This window comes from Dorea sp. AM13-35, from assembly GCF_003473885.1.
In the GTDB taxonomy this organism is placed as follows: Bacteria; Bacillota; Clostridia; order Lachnospirales; family Lachnospiraceae; genus Dorea_D; species Dorea_D hominis.
In genome coordinates, this window is the sequence record NZ_QUCZ01000013.1 from 24218 (window position 1) to 39626 (window position 15409).

16 protein-coding genes are annotated in these 15409 nt (G+C 42.6%); 15 read left to right on the forward strand and 1 reads right to left on the reverse strand.

From position 1 onward, the window contains the following. Positions 1 to 31 precede the first annotated feature (31 nt). The 14 genes from eno (at position 32) to hflX (ending at position 13515) form a co-directional block, all read left to right on the forward strand. Entirely contained in the window at positions 32 to 1381 is a 1350-nt protein-coding gene (gene eno, locus DW152_RS12675) for a phosphopyruvate hydratase (protein WP_118288777.1), read from the forward strand. Positions 1382 to 1467: 86 nt separating this feature from the next. Beyond that, positions 1468 to 1713 carry a preprotein translocase subunit SecG gene (secG, locus tag DW152_RS12680; RefSeq protein WP_117538392.1) on the forward strand — a complete coding sequence of 82 codons (246 nt, stop codon included), beginning with the start codon at positions 1468 to 1470 and terminating at the stop codon, positions 1711 to 1713. A 92-nt stretch (positions 1714 to 1805) separates the two neighbouring features. Continuing rightward, positions 1806 to 3953, forward strand: coding sequence for a ribonuclease R (rnr, locus tag DW152_RS12685; RefSeq protein WP_118288778.1), 2148 nt, complete (start codon positions 1806 to 1808; stop codon positions 3951 to 3953). Beyond that, positions 3946 to 4416, forward strand: a complete 471-nt coding sequence (gene smpB / locus DW152_RS12690; RefSeq protein ID WP_021861316.1) for an SsrA-binding protein SmpB — start codon at positions 3946 to 3948, stop codon at positions 4414 to 4416. The genes rnr and smpB overlap by 8 nt, the downstream gene beginning before the upstream one ends. Positions 4417 to 4438: 22 nt before the next feature. After that, the gene (locus DW152_RS12695) at positions 4439 to 4678 is read left to right on the forward strand and encodes a hypothetical protein (protein ID WP_117538395.1); all 240 of its coding nucleotides are present in this window, start codon (positions 4439 to 4441) and stop codon (positions 4676 to 4678) included. Between the two features lie 57 nt (positions 4679 to 4735). After that, on the forward strand, positions 4736 to 5413 hold the full coding sequence (locus tag DW152_RS12700; RefSeq protein WP_117538396.1) for a response regulator transcription factor: 678 nt from the start codon (positions 4736 to 4738) through the stop codon (positions 5411 to 5413). Then, positions 5414 to 6898 carry a sensor histidine kinase gene (locus DW152_RS12705; RefSeq protein ID WP_021861319.1) on the forward strand — a complete coding sequence of 495 codons (1485 nt, stop codon included), beginning with the start codon at positions 5414 to 5416 and terminating at the stop codon, positions 6896 to 6898. Between the two features lie 96 nt (positions 6899 to 6994). Continuing rightward, on the forward strand, positions 6995 to 7600 hold the full coding sequence (hisH, locus tag DW152_RS12710) for an imidazole glycerol phosphate synthase subunit HisH (RefSeq protein ID WP_118288779.1): 606 nt from the start codon (positions 6995 to 6997) through the stop codon (positions 7598 to 7600). A gap of 15 nt (positions 7601 to 7615) precedes the next feature. Further along, on the forward strand, positions 7616 to 8377 hold the full coding sequence (gene hisF / locus DW152_RS12715) for an imidazole glycerol phosphate synthase subunit HisF (protein ID WP_118288780.1): 762 nt from the start codon (positions 7616 to 7618) through the stop codon (positions 8375 to 8377). A 96-nt stretch (positions 8378 to 8473) separates the two neighbouring features. Beyond that, positions 8474 to 9142, forward strand: a complete 669-nt coding sequence (locus DW152_RS12720; protein ID WP_118288781.1) for a uracil-DNA glycosylase — start codon at positions 8474 to 8476, stop codon at positions 9140 to 9142. Between the two features lie 232 nt (positions 9143 to 9374). After that, positions 9375 to 9734 (forward strand): ArsR/SmtB family transcription factor, encoded by a 360-nt coding sequence (locus DW152_RS12725; protein WP_021861323.1) that lies wholly within the window; start codon positions 9375 to 9377, stop codon positions 9732 to 9734. Positions 9735 to 9776: 42 nt separating this feature from the next. Continuing rightward, on the forward strand, positions 9777 to 11639 hold the full coding sequence (locus DW152_RS12730; RefSeq protein WP_118288782.1) for a heavy metal translocating P-type ATPase: 1863 nt from the start codon (positions 9777 to 9779) through the stop codon (positions 11637 to 11639). 75 nt (positions 11640 to 11714) lie between these two features. Continuing rightward, positions 11715 to 12239, forward strand: coding sequence for a tetratricopeptide repeat protein (locus DW152_RS12735; RefSeq protein WP_118288783.1), 525 nt, complete (start codon positions 11715 to 11717; stop codon positions 12237 to 12239). A 34-nt stretch (positions 12240 to 12273) separates the two neighbouring features. After that, positions 12274 to 13515 (forward strand): GTPase HflX, encoded by a 1242-nt coding sequence (hflX, locus tag DW152_RS12740; RefSeq protein WP_118288784.1) that lies wholly within the window; start codon positions 12274 to 12276, stop codon positions 13513 to 13515. Here the strand turns inward: hflX and DW152_RS12745 are convergent. Further along, positions 13494 to 14336 carry an AraC family transcriptional regulator gene (locus tag DW152_RS12745; RefSeq protein ID WP_021861327.1) on the reverse strand — a complete coding sequence of 281 codons (843 nt, stop codon included), beginning with the start codon at positions 14334 to 14336 and terminating at the stop codon, positions 13494 to 13496. The two genes, hflX and DW152_RS12745, sit on opposite strands and share 22 nt — an antisense overlap. Before the next feature lie 168 nt (positions 14337 to 14504). Between DW152_RS12745 and dapF the strand changes: the two genes are divergently transcribed. Next, positions 14505 to 15362, forward strand: a complete 858-nt coding sequence (gene dapF / locus DW152_RS12750; protein ID WP_021861328.1) for a diaminopimelate epimerase — start codon at positions 14505 to 14507, stop codon at positions 15360 to 15362. Positions 15363 to 15409: the final 47 nt, after the last annotated feature.

Here is a 15409-nt window from a genome sequence, read left to right on the forward strand (position 1 = left end):
TGCATAATATCCTCTGTAAGGAGGAAAAAACATGTACAAATATTTACCGATCACGGATTTGTACGCAAGAGAAATCCTGGACTCCAGAGGTAATCCGACTGTAGAAGTAGAAGTGCTTGCGGCGGATGAATTTTGTGGCAGGGCGTCTGTGCCGTCCGGTGCATCGACCGGGCGTTATGAGGTCGTGGAACTAAGGGATGGCAGGCAAAGGGAGAAGAACCTGGAAAAGAAACCGGGAATAAAACATACAAAAGAACGATACGGCGGTATGGGAGTGGAGCTGGCAGTAGACCATGTAAATTCCAGAATTGCACCGGCGGTGATTGGGATGAATGTTTTTGATCAGGCAGCAGTCGATGAGATGCTGAAAAAACTGGACGGAACGAAAGATAAATCCAATCTGGGAGCCAATGCAATGCTTGGAGTATCCATGGCAGTTGCAAGAGCGGCTGCAAATTCACTTGGCATACCGCTGTATTCATATCTGGGCGGTGTAAATGTGAAGATGCTTCCGGTTCCGATGATGAATATTATGAATGGGGGAAAACATGCCGACAATACGATCGATATCCAGGAATTTATGATCGTACCATCTGGAGCAGAGACATATAAGGAAGGATTAAGGATGTGTGCGGAAGTGTATCAGATGCTGAAAAAGATCCTGAAAGAAGAAGGATTAAGCACTGCGGTCGGTGACGAAGGCGGGTTTGCACCGAATCTTCCGGATGCCGGGACCGTGTTGGAATGGATGGAAAAAGCAGTGCGGCGTGCCGGATATGAACCGGGACAGCATATTACGTTTGCACTGGATGTGGCAGCGAGCGAACTGTATGATTCTACTTTTCAGAAGTATGTATTTGAAGGAGAAGGAAAGATGCAGGGGAAACCTTGCGTCCGGTCATCTGAGGAACTCATTGATTATTACGAAGAGCTTCTGGAACGTTTTCCGATTGTATCGCTGGAAGATCCACTGGACGAAGAAGATTGGGATGGCTGGGAACTGATTACGACAAGGCTTGGGCTTCATACACAGCTTGTGGGGGACGACTTGTTTGTGACAAATACGAAGAGGCTGAAAAAAGGAATCAGGAAAAAAGTTGCAAATGCGATTCTGATCAAAGTAAATCAAATCGGGACGCTAACAGAAGCGTTTGATGCGATTGAACTGGCAAAGCGCGCCGGATATCAGACAATCATATCACACCGATCAGGAGAAACTGCGGATACGATGATCGCAGATATTGCGGTTGCATTTCAGGCAGGACAGATTAAAACCGGAGCACCGTGCAGAATGGAGCGGGTAGAAAAATATAACCAGTTACTGCGGATTGAGGAACGGCTGGGAGAGATTGCACAGTATCCTACAAAAACGCGGAATTAATCACAGGAAAACCAGAAAATAAAGCTTGCGAATCTACCGCCTCTATGATAAAATATACATGGTTTATCCGCAGGAGGTGTAAAGGGATGGATATTTTAAAAACGATTTTAATGATTATATTTGCAATAGATTGTATCGCATTATCAGCTATCGTGTTGATGCAGGAAGGTAAGACACAGGGACTTGGCTCCATCGGAGGTATGTCAACAGACACATACTGGGGACAGAACAAGGGACGTTCTATGGAAGGAGCACTTGTAAGAGGTACGAAGATGCTTGCGATTCTTTTTATTGTGCTGGCAGCAGTGTTGAATTTAAAAGTATTTGCGTAGATTGCAGATGATGAGAATGAATGGGTAGGGCACTCCTGTATGGGGGTGCCTTTTTTCTAATATTAAATGGATTTATGGAGGATTTGTAAGACGTGGATAAAACATTTGAAAAAAGAAAAAAGGTTGTGCACGATCTGATCTGTGACGATTTGTATACACCTATGAAATTTAAAGAACTTGCAGTCCTTCTGCAAGTTGCAAAAGAGGACAGAGATGCTCTTCGTATGATTCTGGAAGAGCTGGAAGAAGAAGGAAAAATATATCTTTCCAAGCGTGGGAAATACTGCAAAGGAGAGGCGAAGAAACTGACAGGAAGATACCGTGCTAATCAGCGTGGCTTCGGCTTTGTTGTAGTAGAAGACGATCCGGACGATACGTTTATCGCTGAGGAGAATGCAGGTGGTGCGCTGGACGGCGATGTGGTTGAGTTTACGATTATCCGTTCTCCACAGGGGCGAAGTAAGGAAGGCAAGATCACAAAAGTTCTGGAGCATGAGCTTAAGACAGTCGTAGGGCTTTATCATAAGCGTAAAGGAAAAAGCTATGGATTTGTGCTTCCGGATAATTTGAAGATATTAAAGGATATATTTGTACCGGCGGAAAAGGATAAAAGTGCATTGGATGGACAGAAGGTTGTCGTGAAGCTTACTTCCTACGGGGATGACAGACATAAACCGGAAGGAGAGATTACAGAAGTTCTTGGCTATGCAAATGAGCCGGGAACAGATATTTTGTCGATCGCCAAAGGTTACAATCTGCCGACAGAATTTCCGGAGAAAGTGCTGAACCAGGCAGAGCGCGTGGCTAAGCCGGTCAGTGAGGCAGACCGCGTGGGGCGCAAGGACTTAAGAAACTGGCAGATGGTTACCATTGACGGAGAAGATGCGAAAGATTTGGATGATGCAGTTTCGCTTGTAAAAGAAGGAGAGAATTATATTCTCGGCGTTCACATTGCAGATGTGACAAATTATGTGCAGGAGAACAGTGCACTGGATCGAGAAGCCTTGAAGCGTGGAACGAGTGTATATCTGGCAGACCGCGTGATACCGATGCTTCCACAGACATTGTCCAATGGGATCTGTTCGCTGAATGCAGGAGAAGACAGACTGGCACTGAGCTGTATTATGACAGTCAGCCCGAAGGGTGTTGTGATTGATCACGAAATCACTGAGACGGTGATCCATGTAGACCGGAGAATGAGTTATACCAGTGTAAATAAGATCCTGACAGAAGAGGACGAGGAAGAGTGCAGGAAATACGAAGAACTGGTCCCGATGTTCAGACAGATGGAAACGTTATCGGGAATCTTAAGAGCACACAGAAAACAGCGTGGAGCGATTGATTTTGATTTTCCGGAAGCAAAAGTAATTCTGGATGAAAAAGGCAGACCGGTTGAGATTCGTGCATATGAGAGAAATGTGGCTACGAAGCTGATTGAGGATTTTATGCTGCTGGCAAATGAAACAGTGGCAGAAGACTATTACTGGCAGGAGCTGCCATTTGTATACCGTGTGCACGAAGCGCCGGATGAGGAAAAGATGCAGGCACTTGCGCTGTTTATCAATAATTTTGGATATTCCATGCATCTTGGCGTAAATGAAATTCGACCAAAAGAAATACAAAAGTTGCTTGGCAAAGTTGAAGGCACACCGGAAGAGCCACTGATCAGCCGTCTGGCATTAAGGTCTATGAAACAGGCAAAATATACACCGGAAAATGCTGGACATTTCGGGCTGGCAGCTTCCTATTATACCCATTTCACGTCACCGATAAGGAGATATCCGGATCTTCAGATCCATAGGATCATCAAGGATAATTTAAGAGGCAGGATGACACCGGAAAAACGTGCGCATTATGAAGCAATCCTTGAAGAAGTGACAAAACAGTCCAGTGAGATGGAGAGAAGAGCAGAAGAGGCAGAACGCGAGACAGTCAAGTTGAAAAAGACGGAATACATGGAAAAACATATCGGAGAATATTTTGAAGGTGTGATTTCCGGTATTACGAAATGGGGCGTGTATGTAGAACTGGAGAATACAATAGAGGGATTGGTACATGTCGTAAACATGACAGACGATCATTATGAGTATTATGAAGAACGGCATGAGATGGTCGGCATGCATACAGGAAAGACTTATAAGCTGGGACAGCGTGTGAGAATCTGTGTACTGGATACAGACAGATTCTTACGGACAATAGATTTCAAATTTGCAAGGGAAAGGGAAAAACAGGATGGCTAAGGCAAATGGCAAGATGATTGCTAATAATAAAAAAGCATACCATGATTATTTTATATTAGAGAATTTTGAAACAGGAATTGCGCTTCATGGAACAGAAGTAAAGTCCCTGCGTATGGGGAAATGCAGTATCAAAGAATCCTTTATCCGTATTGAAAACGGAGAAGTGTTCATTTACGGCATGCATATCAGTCCATATGAGAAGGGAAATATTTTTAATAAAGATCCGCTTCGTGTACGGAAACTTCTGATGCACAAATCAGAGATCAATAAACTGATCGGTAAGACAAAAGAAAAAGGAATGGCGATCGTGCCGCTCAAAGTTTATTTCAAAGGCAGTCTTGTAAAAGTAGAAATCGGTCTTGCCAAAGGTAAGAAACTGTACGACAAACGACAGGATATTGCGAAGAAAGACCAGAAGAGAGAAGCGCAGAGAGATTTCAAAGTGCGGAATCTTCGCGTATAGTGCACGAAAGGGAGGAACACGAATGGTACCGGTAAAAAAAGAAGATTTACGGAAAATGGTAACGCAGAAGACGCTGGATATTTACGAAGATCTGACACCGCAGCTCATCCAGCTCATCGATCAGACGAAGCATGATGATTCTCTTTCAGAGGCACAGAAACAGGATGAGATTTCTCTTCATATGATGGGATATATCAAGTCCTGCACGAATGAGATCATTATTGAAGTACTTGCGGAGATCCTTGGAATACAGGAAGATTAATTCACAGAACAGACAAACTTTTTTGGTAGTATAAGATACAAAGAAGGAGGGTTTTTGATGGATAAGATCAAAATACTGGTAGTAGATGATGAGAGCAGGATGAGGAAGCTTGTAAAAGACTTTCTTGAAAGAGAAGGATTTGAAGTACTCGAAGCCGGAGACGGAATGGAAGCGATGGAGATTTTCTATGAAGAGAAAGAGATTGCTCTGATTATTCTGGATGTGATGATGCCGAAGATGGATGGATGGCAGGTATGCCGGGAAGTAAGACAGAGTTCCAAAGTGCCGATTATTATGCTGACAGCGAGATCGGAAGAGCGGGATGAACTGCAGGGATTTGATCTCGGGATTGATGAATATATTTCCAAACCGTTCAGCCCGAAGATCCTCGTTGCCCGTGTAGAAGCGGTACTTCGCAGAACACATGGCATAGATGCTTCTTCTGTAATGGATGCAGGCGGAATTGAGATTGACAAATCGGCACATATGGTCAAGATCGATGGCAAAGAGATCGACCTGAGTTTCAAAGAATTTGAATTACTTACTTATTTTGTAGAAAATCAGGGAATTGCGTTGTCCAGAGAGAAAATCCTGAACAATGTGTGGAATTATGATTATTTCGGAGATGCAAGAACGATTGATACGCATGTAAAGAAACTTCGGAATAAATTAGGCGACAAAGGCAATTATATCAAAACCATCTGGGGTATGGGCTACAAATTCGAGGTGGAATAGATGAAAAAACAGTCGATTAAAAGGCAGATGATTGCTGTATTTATATGCATGATCGTTTGTATGATTGGCGCAATGTGGATCACAAATGTACGTTTCCTGGAACCTTATTATGTAAGAAATAAGCAGACTGAATTTATCAAAATGTACAAGGAACTTCGTACGGCGATAAAAAAAGACAACATTACAGACAATACGGTATCTAACCGTATTCAGAAAATGGCAGAAAAGAATAATATATCATTTCTGGTGTTGGATAACAGGAATTCCGATTCGGATGATGTGAGTATTATAACGAATGTACATGATAAAGATCTGCTCCGGAAGCAGCTGATGGGATACCTTCTTAATCAGGCACAGAAAAATGGCAAGGTTCTTTTAAAGAAAAAGAATTATCAGATCCGGCAGACAAAAGAGCCGTGGACGCAGACCGAGTATATTGAAATGTGGGGAACATTCTCAGACGGTGAGACTTTCCTGATCCGGAGTCCATTGGAGAGTATCAAAGAAAGCGTACAGCTATCGAATCGGTTTCTCCTTTACATCGGAGCTGCTGCGCTTATTATCTGTGCAATTCTTGTATGGTTTTTCTCAAAGCGTCTGACGGCGCCCGTAAGAGAACTGGCTACATTATCAGAGAAGATGGCAAATCAGGATTTTGAAGCGAAGTATACCGGAGGAGGACCGAGTGAGATCGCGGAACTGGGCGAGAATTTCAACCAGATGTCGTGGAAACTGGAACGCTCGATTTCGGACTTAAAGAGTGCTAATAATAATTTGCAGAAAGACATTGAACAGAAAGAAAAACTGGAACAGATGCGTAATGATTTTCTGGGAAATGTATCCCATGAATTAAAGACGCCGCTGGCGTTGATACAGGGATATGCCGAAGGATTGAAGGACGGCGTGACCAGCGATCCGGAAAGCATGGATTTTTACTGTGATGTGATTATTGACGAAGCTAGCAAGATGAATAATATGGTTCGTAATCTGCTGACGCTTAACCAGCTGGAATTTGGCGATGAGGATATTACTTTTGAACGTTTTGATTTGACAGCAGTAATCAGAGGCGTTATCCAGAGTATGGATATCATGGCACAGCAGGGTAATGCTACGGTGAACTTCCGGCGAGATGAACCGGTCTATGTATGGGCAGATGAATTCAAAGTAGAACAGGTAATTCGTAATTATATGAGCAATGCTTTCCACCATCTGAACGGAGAGAAGATTGTGGAAGTAAAGATTTATATGGAGGAAAGCAGAGCGAAAGTAACAGTGTTTAACACAGGATCGCCGATCCCGGAAGAAGATCTTAACCATATCTGGGATAAATTTTATAAAGTGGATAAGGCGCATACAAGAGAGTATGGTGGTAATGGAATCGGTCTTTCTATTGTAAAAGCGATTATGGAATCCTTCCATCAGGAGTATGGTGTGAAGAATTATGAAAATGGCGTGGAATTCTGGTTTACACTAGATCGGAAGTAGGAAAGTTTCATATCGACAAGCTATAAGGGATGTGCTATTATTTTAACGTGGCAAAGTGATAAAATGGTAAAACATACTGATTAGGAGCAAAAACATATGATAGCAATTATTGATTATGATGCCGGTAATATTAAAAGTGTAGAGAAGGCAATGATCCATCTGGGACAGGACGTCTGCATTACAAGAGATAAAGAACGGATTCTTACAGCAGACAAAGTTATTCTTCCGGGTGTGGGAGCCTTTGGTGATGCAATGGGAAAGATTCATCAGTACGGACTGGAGCCGGTGATCCATGAAGTAGTGGAGAGAGGAACGCCGTTTCTCGGAATCTGTCTTGGCTTACAGCTCTTGTTTGAACGAAGTGATGAGACACCTGGAGTGGAAGGACTTGGCATTTTAAAAGGTGAGATTTTAAGAATTCCGGATTACCCGGGACTTAAGATACCGCATATGGGTTGGAATTCCCTGGATTTTCAGAATGATGGAAGACTGTTCAAGAATCTTCCGGAACATCCATATGTATATTTTGTACATTCTTATTACCTGAAGGCGGCTGAGGAAGATATTGTAACTGCGACAACCGAATACAGCACACATATTCATGCATCGGTGGAGAAAGGCAATGTATTTGCATGTCAGTTCCATCCGGAGAAGAGCAGTGATATCGGACTTCAGATTCTGAAAAATTTTGTGGAATTATAAGCGGAGGTAGTTTAGATGCATACAAAGAGAATTATTCCATGCCTGGATGTAAATAACGGTCGGGTAGTAAAAGGTGTGAATTTTGTAGATTTGAAAGATGCCGGAGATCCGGTTGAGATTGCGAAAGCGTATGATCAGGCTGGAGCAGATGAACTGGTATTTCTGGATATTACGGCATCTTCCGATAATCGTGGGACGGTCGTAGATATGGTGCGAAAAGTCGCTGAGAATGTATTTATTCCATTTACAGTTGGCGGTGGAATCCGTACCGTGGACGATTTTAAGGCACTTCTGCGCGAGGGAGCAGACAAGATTTCCATCAATTCTTCGGCAATCAATACACCGAATCTCATTTCTGAAGCGGCAGACAAGTTTGGAAGTCAGTGTGTAGTTGTTGCAATTGATGCAAAGAAGCGGGCAGATGGAAGTGGCTGGAATATTTATAAAAACGGTGGCCGTGTAGACGTTGGAATTGATGCGTTGGAATGGGCGCACAAAGTAGAGAGTCTTGGAGCCGGAGAGATTCTTTTGACGAGCATGGACTGCGACGGAACAAAAGCAGGATATGATCTGGAGCTTACAAGAGCCATTGCGGAAGCGGTAAATATTCCGGTAATCGCATCCGGTGGAGCCGGAACGCTGGAACATTTCTATGAAGCACTGACGGATGGAAAGGCAGATGCAGCACTGGCGGCTTCATTGTTCCATTATAAAGAACTGGAGATCAAAGAAGTAAAACAGTATCTGCGAGAGAAAGGCGTATCCGTGCGTTTGTAGGCACAGGAGCCGGACAGATGATATTGAATAATATATAGGAAAATACATAAGAAATGAAACTGCCATATAGCAGTAAGAGAAAAGAAGGAAAAGAGTATGTCTGCGATTAACAATGACTGGTTAGATGCGTTAAAAGGGGAATTTAAGAAACCTTATTATAAAGAATTATTTAATAAAGTGAATGAAGAATACCGGACGAGGCTTATCTTTCCGCCGGCAGATGATATTTTCAATGCATTTCATCTGACACCGCTCAGTAAGGTAAAGGTTGTAATTCTTGGGCAGGATCCGTATCATAACAACGGACAGGCACATGGACTTTGCTTTTCGGTGAAAAAAGGTGTGGAAGTACCACCGTCACTGGTGAATATTTATAAAGAACTGCACGATGATCTTGGATGCAAAATTCCAAATCACGGATGCCTTACGAAGTGGGCAGAGCAAGGCGTACTTATGCTGAATACAGTACTGACTGTGCGCGCACATCAGGCAAATTCCCATCGCGGGATCGGCTGGGAAGAATTTACCGATGCGGCGATCATGGCGCTTAACAGTCAGGATCGTCCGATTGTATTTATTTTATGGGGCGCTCCGGCACAGCGGAAAGCCAGAATGCTTGATAATCCGAAGCACCTGATCTTAAAGGCACCGCATCCGAGTCCGCTGTCGGCATATCGTGGATTCTTCGGGAGCAAGCCGTTCAGCCAGACGAATGATTTCCTGAAGGAACATGGGATCGAGCCAATTGACTGGCAGATTGAGTAGGCGGAAGAAGTGATAGGAGAATGTTGATGCTAGAAGAGAAGAAGGCTCTCACTGCTGTTAGCGGCAGTGAGAGCCTTCTTACGAATATAAATCGTTACAATTTTCTTAATTTTCCTTGTATTTTGTTGCAAACAGTTGAAATGCCGGTTTTGTTTTGGCATAATATATCAGATGAGAGATGGTTCATATTTTCATAGGTTATGGATCTCTTGAATCGATGGGAGGACAGACCATGAAGAAGACAGAAGTAGAATGCTGTGACGTTACATGCGTGCACAACCAGATTATAGAGGCAGTAAAAGAGAAGATGCCGGCGGAAGAATTGCTGAATGAACTGGCGGATTTTTATAAAGTATTCGGAGATGCAACAAGAATCAAGATCTTATGCGTGCTGCTCCGATCAGAGATGTGTGTGTGTGACCTGGCAGAGATGCTGGGGATGACGCAGTCGGCGATTTCACATCAGCTTCGTGTATTAAAGCAGATGAAGCTGGTGAAAAACAGAAGAGAAGGAAAAACAGTTTATTATTCACTTGCGGATGGACATATTCAGAATATTATCAGCCAAGGAATGGAACATATTATGGAGTAGTTTTTACAGGCTTTTTAGTGAAAAAAGAAAAGGGAAAATGATATGACAGAGCAATTAAAAAAACAAAGTATGATATATGGAGTCGGTGTTGTTATTTATCTGGCGGCTGTTATTGTGACATCGAATTTTACGATAGAAGATGAGATTAAATTCGTCTGGTTTCTGATCGCATATCTGATCGTCGGTTTTGATGTATTTAAAAAACTTCGAGACAGGATTCTGGAACTGAAATTTTTAACAGAATATACGCTGACGACGGTTGCGACGATCGGAGCTTTCGGTATTGGAAGATATACAGAAGGTGTACTTGTCATGATCCTTTTTGAGCTGGGAGTTATTTTTGAAGCATATTCCACAGACAATGCCAAACGATCTATTGAAGAGATGATTGATATTCGTCCGGCATTTGCGATTCGTAAGACAGATGGCGGAGAAGAACAGATCGATCCGATCGATCTTCAGGTTGGAGATATCATTGTGATCAAGCCGGGAGAACGTGTGCCGGTTGATGGAATAGTAGAAGCTGGATCTACGCTTCTTGACATGAAAGCGGTTACCGGTGAGTCTATGCCAAGAAGAGTTTCTGAAGGAAATAAGATCTACAGTGGATGTATTAACTTAAGCGGTGCAGTAGAGGCAAAGGTTCTGAAAGTCTATCGTGATTCGACAGTCGCACAGATCATGGAACTGGTAGAGGAAGCACAGAATAAGGAATCCGAGAGCGAAAGTTTTGTTTCCAGATTTTCAAGAATATATACACCGGCAATGGTGCTGTTAGCACTCTTTGTTATGATCTATCCGCCGCTTACATTTTCTTATCATAACTGGAATATATGGATTTACAGAGGACTTATTTTCCTGATCGTGGCATGCCCGACAGCACTTGTAATGTCGATTCCAATCGCGTTCTTAGGAGGAATTGCATCGGCGGCAAGACAGGGAATCGTAATCAAAGGAGCCAACTATCTGGAAGACCTTTCCAAGGCAGATACATTTGTATTTGATAAGACAGGAACACTGACAGAAGGAGAATTTTCGGTTCAGGAGATTTACGCAGAGCAGGGAACAGAAGAGGAACTTTTAAAGATTGCGGCGCATGTGGAAAGCTATTCCAATCATCCGATCGCACAGTCACTCCTGAATGCCTATGATGGCGAGATTGACAAAGATCTCGTATCCAATATTAAGCAGATTCCGGGATATGGTCTTTCCGGAGATTATGATGGAAAGCGAATCCATGTCGGAAACTTCCGGCTGATGGAAAAATATGATATTGAAGTAGATGAATTTGATAGTACAGGAACGGTTGTCTATGTCAGCGTGGGAACAGAATATAGGGGTGCGATCATCATTGAAGATGCGATTAAATATCGTGCGAAGTGGACGATGAAATATCTGAAAGATAAGTGTAAAGCTGTGCTTGTTATGCTGACTGGTGATACAAGAAGCGCAGGATATGCGGTGGCAAAAGAACTGAAGATGGATTATGCATATACAGATCTGATGCCTTCAGACAAATTAGAGCAGTTGGAAGATTTCCTGACGATCCAGGATGATATGGAGAAATTGGTCTGCGTCGGAGACGGTGTAAATGATGCCCCGGTACTGGCACGTGCAGATATCGGAATCGCGATGGGAGCATTAGGTTCTGCGCTGGCAATTGAGGCGGCAGATATTATTTTACTGGAAGATGAATTGCCGAAAATCGTAGATGCGATCAAAATTTCCAAAGAAACACTCCGGGTAGTAAACCAGAATATTGCTTTTGCGATTGCAGTGAAAGTGATCATTGTACTGCTTGCGCTGGTTGGATACTTTGGAATGTGGGAAGCGATCGTTGCAGAAGTCGGCGTTGTGTTTGCAGCGATTATGAACGCAGTCTATGTCGTGAAATATTATGCATAGACTGTGGAATATATTTTGAGAGAGAATCACTATTTGCATATAAACATGTAGGAAAGCAAAAGGAGACAGATCATAATGAAGAGATTGGCAGCAGTGATATTGACAGCAAGTATGGGACTTGCGCTGGCAGGATGTTCCGGCAATCCCTACAAAGAGGGTGTCAGCCAGTTAGAGTCCAAAGAATATAAACAGGCAGAAGCAAGCTTCAAAGAAGCAGTGAAACAGGACAAGAATACAGCAGATGCATACCGTGGAATCGGAATTGCCTGCTGGGAGCAGAAGGAATATAAGGCTGCATTAAAAGCATTTAAAAATGCAGTTAAAGCAGGAACAAAAGAAAATGCCACACTTTATAATTTGATGGGTGGCTGTGCACTGAAACTTGATGATGGAAAGAGTGCACTTTCCTATTATGAGAAAGGTCTGGCAGCATCCGGAAGTTCAGATGAGTTGAAAAAGGAAATGGAATACAATGTTATTGTTTCCTATGAGGAGATGCAGAACTGGGAAAAAGCAAAGTCAAAACTGAATGAATATCTGGAAAAATATCCGGATGATGAAACAGCAAAAAAAGAAGTGGAATTTCTGGAAACAAGATAATAAGCTATAGAACCAGATAAAATAGAGGTTTCGTATGATAGAATTAAAACAGGATAAAGAGAGAGTGATCCTGGTAGGAGTGGAACTTCCGGGAGAAGAAAGCATGGAAGATTCGCTTTCGGAACTCTCTGAACTGGCAACCACAGCAGGTGCAGAAACGGTTGGTTGTGTGATCCAGAACCGGGAGCAGGTGCATCCGGGAACTTATGTTGGAAAAGGAAAGATAGAAGAAATCAAAGACCTGTTGTGGGAACTGGAAGCAACAGGTATTATTTGTGATGACGAACTTTCACCGGCACAGATGAAGAATCTGCAGGATGAACTGAATGTGAAGGTGATGGATCGTACACTTCTTATATTGGATATATTTGCAGCCAGAGCTTCTACAAGTGAAGGTAAGATTCAGGTAGAACTGGCACAGTTAAAGTACCGACAGACAAGGCTGACCGGATTTGGTACGGCAATGTCAAGACTTGGCGGCGGTATCGGAACGAGAGGACCGGGAGAGAAGAAACTGGAGATGGACAGACGTCTCATTAAAAGCCGGATTGCAGCATTGAACCGGGAATTAAAAGAAGTAAAACGCCACCGTGAAGTGACAAGAGAGCAGAGAAGCAAAAGTTATGTGCCGGTAGTTGCAATCGTTGGATATACGAATGCCGGAAAGTCTACACTTCTTAACCGGCTGACGGGAGCGGATATTCTGGCGGAAGATAAGCTGTTTGCAACATTAGACCCGACAACAAGAGGTTTAAAATTGCCGGGAGGTCAGGAAGTACTTCTGACAGATACAGTCGGATTTATTAAAAAACTTCCACATCATCTGATCGAAGCATTTAAGAGTACACTGGAAGAAGCAAAATATGCGGATGTAATCCTGCATGTAGTAGATACATCCAGTCCACAGATGGACAGTCAGATGTACACCGTGTATGAGACATTATCGAACCTTGGGGTAAAAGACAAAGCGATCATCACGGCGTTCAATAAACAGGACAAGTTAGAAGATGCACCGTTGATCCGGGATTTTAAAGCAGATTATACGGTTAAAATTTCAGCAAAGACAGGAGCCGGACTTACCGACCTGACAGATACGATGGAAGCGGTGTTAAGAGAGCAGAAAGTATTTCTTGAATGCCTGTATGAGTACCGGGATGCGGCAAAGATCCAGCTCATCCGCAAGTACGGAGAGCTGCTGGAAGAGAAGTATCAGGAGGATGGTATCTTTGTAAGAGCCTATGTCCCGGCAGAACTTTACTCGAGAGTCACTGTCTGACTTGGAGATTCAGAAAATAATTTGCGGTATGCACGCTGGAACGTGGAATAGTCGTGATAACCGCAGTCATAACATACCTGTGCGGCAGGAGTGCCGGACAGGAGCATTTCTTTTGCGAGCAGGAGCCGTTTCTGGGCAATGTAATTCCCGATGGTATAACCGGTTTCCTGCTTGAACTGTCTCATCATATAATATTTGCTGATATAAAAATGTTCAGCAAGAATATCAATATTCAAATTTTCACTCAGATGATTATTAATGTAGTCAAGAATATGGATGATCTTTGCATTGCAGTTATCTGTATCAATAAATTCCAGCCTGTTTTTCAGGGCGGCACGGTTTAAATGGATCATAAATTCCAGAAATAATACCTGCCGGTACAGACCAGAAGCATAACTATCATCAGAGAAAGATTTCTCCAGCCGGGTAATGGAGCGGAAAAGAGAGCTTTTTTCGAGTGATGGAATACGAAGCACGTTAGAATGTTCTTTTGCGGCACGCTGAAAACAGAAACTCAGATCATAATCCTTATTTTTATAAGCTTGGATAAATCCCGGTGCAATATAAACAATAATACGTTCATAAAGAACCGAATTATCCACTTCGAGTCTATGAATATCATTATGATTGACTAGAACGATATCATAAGGTTTTAAATCATAGGATTTTCCTTCGATCATATAGTTGACCTTTCCTTTAATAAAAATCGTGATCTTGTTAAAGTCATGATAATGGTATTCGACTTCCTTCGTCTCACGGTCCGTCAGGTGAAAAAGCCGGAATTCACTGTTCAGATAGCCTTTTTTCATATATGTGTCCATGGAGAAATGCTCCTTTTGTCGTTTTTTCTTATATCATAGAATAAAATAGCACGATTTGCAATGCAAATAGCAATATTTGCGTTGAAAAGGAAAATCATGCCTGCTATGATGAGTACAGAAGCTATGAGAAAAAGAAATCACAAGATTTCTGCAAACCGGAGGTATGTTATGAAAGTTGTATTAGAGCGTTATCATGGACTTGGAAATGATTATGTTGTATTTGATCCAAATAAAAATGAGCTGGAATTAAATGAAAGAAATGTCCGGAGGATCTGTGACAGAAATGCGGGACTTGGCTCTGACGGAGTTCTGGAGGGACCGATTTTAAAAGAAGACGGAATGTATGTGAAAGTATGGAATCCAGACGGAAGCGAATCCGAGACGAGTGGAAATGGTGTCCGTATTTTTGCAAAATATCTCAAAGATGCAAGTTATGTACAGAAAAAGAATTTTAAATTATATACAGGAAACGGACCGGTTGAAGTAACATTTTTAAATGAAGATGGTAGCAGACTTCGCGTTTCCATGGGAAAACTTTCATTCTGGAGTGATGATATTCCGGTAACTGGAGAACGAAGAGAAGTCATTAATGAAGATATGGTATTCGGACGTACGTTATATCCGGTTACCTGTGTAAATATCGGTAATCCGCACTGTGTAATTCCGATGCGCGAGATCTCCAAACCACTTGTTACGAAGATTGGTGACTATGCAGAGATCGCAAGATATTTTCCAAATCGTATTAATACACAGATTATGAAAGTGATCGACAAAGAAAATATTGCGATTGAAATCTTTGAGCGAGGCGCAGGTTACACACTTGCATCCGGAACAGGAGCGTGTGCGGCAGCCGGAGTGGCATACAAACTGGGCATGACGAACAGCAAAGTGATCGTGCATATGCCGGGTGGAGAATTACAGGTAGAAGTAGAAGATGATTGGAATGTCTATATGACAGGAGATGTTTTCTATGTTGCGAAGATGACTCTGAGCAATGAATTTGCAGAGAAGTTAAGAGCTTTATAAAAATGTGTGGGGTAGATTTGTACCATCTAATAAGATATACTAAGGCA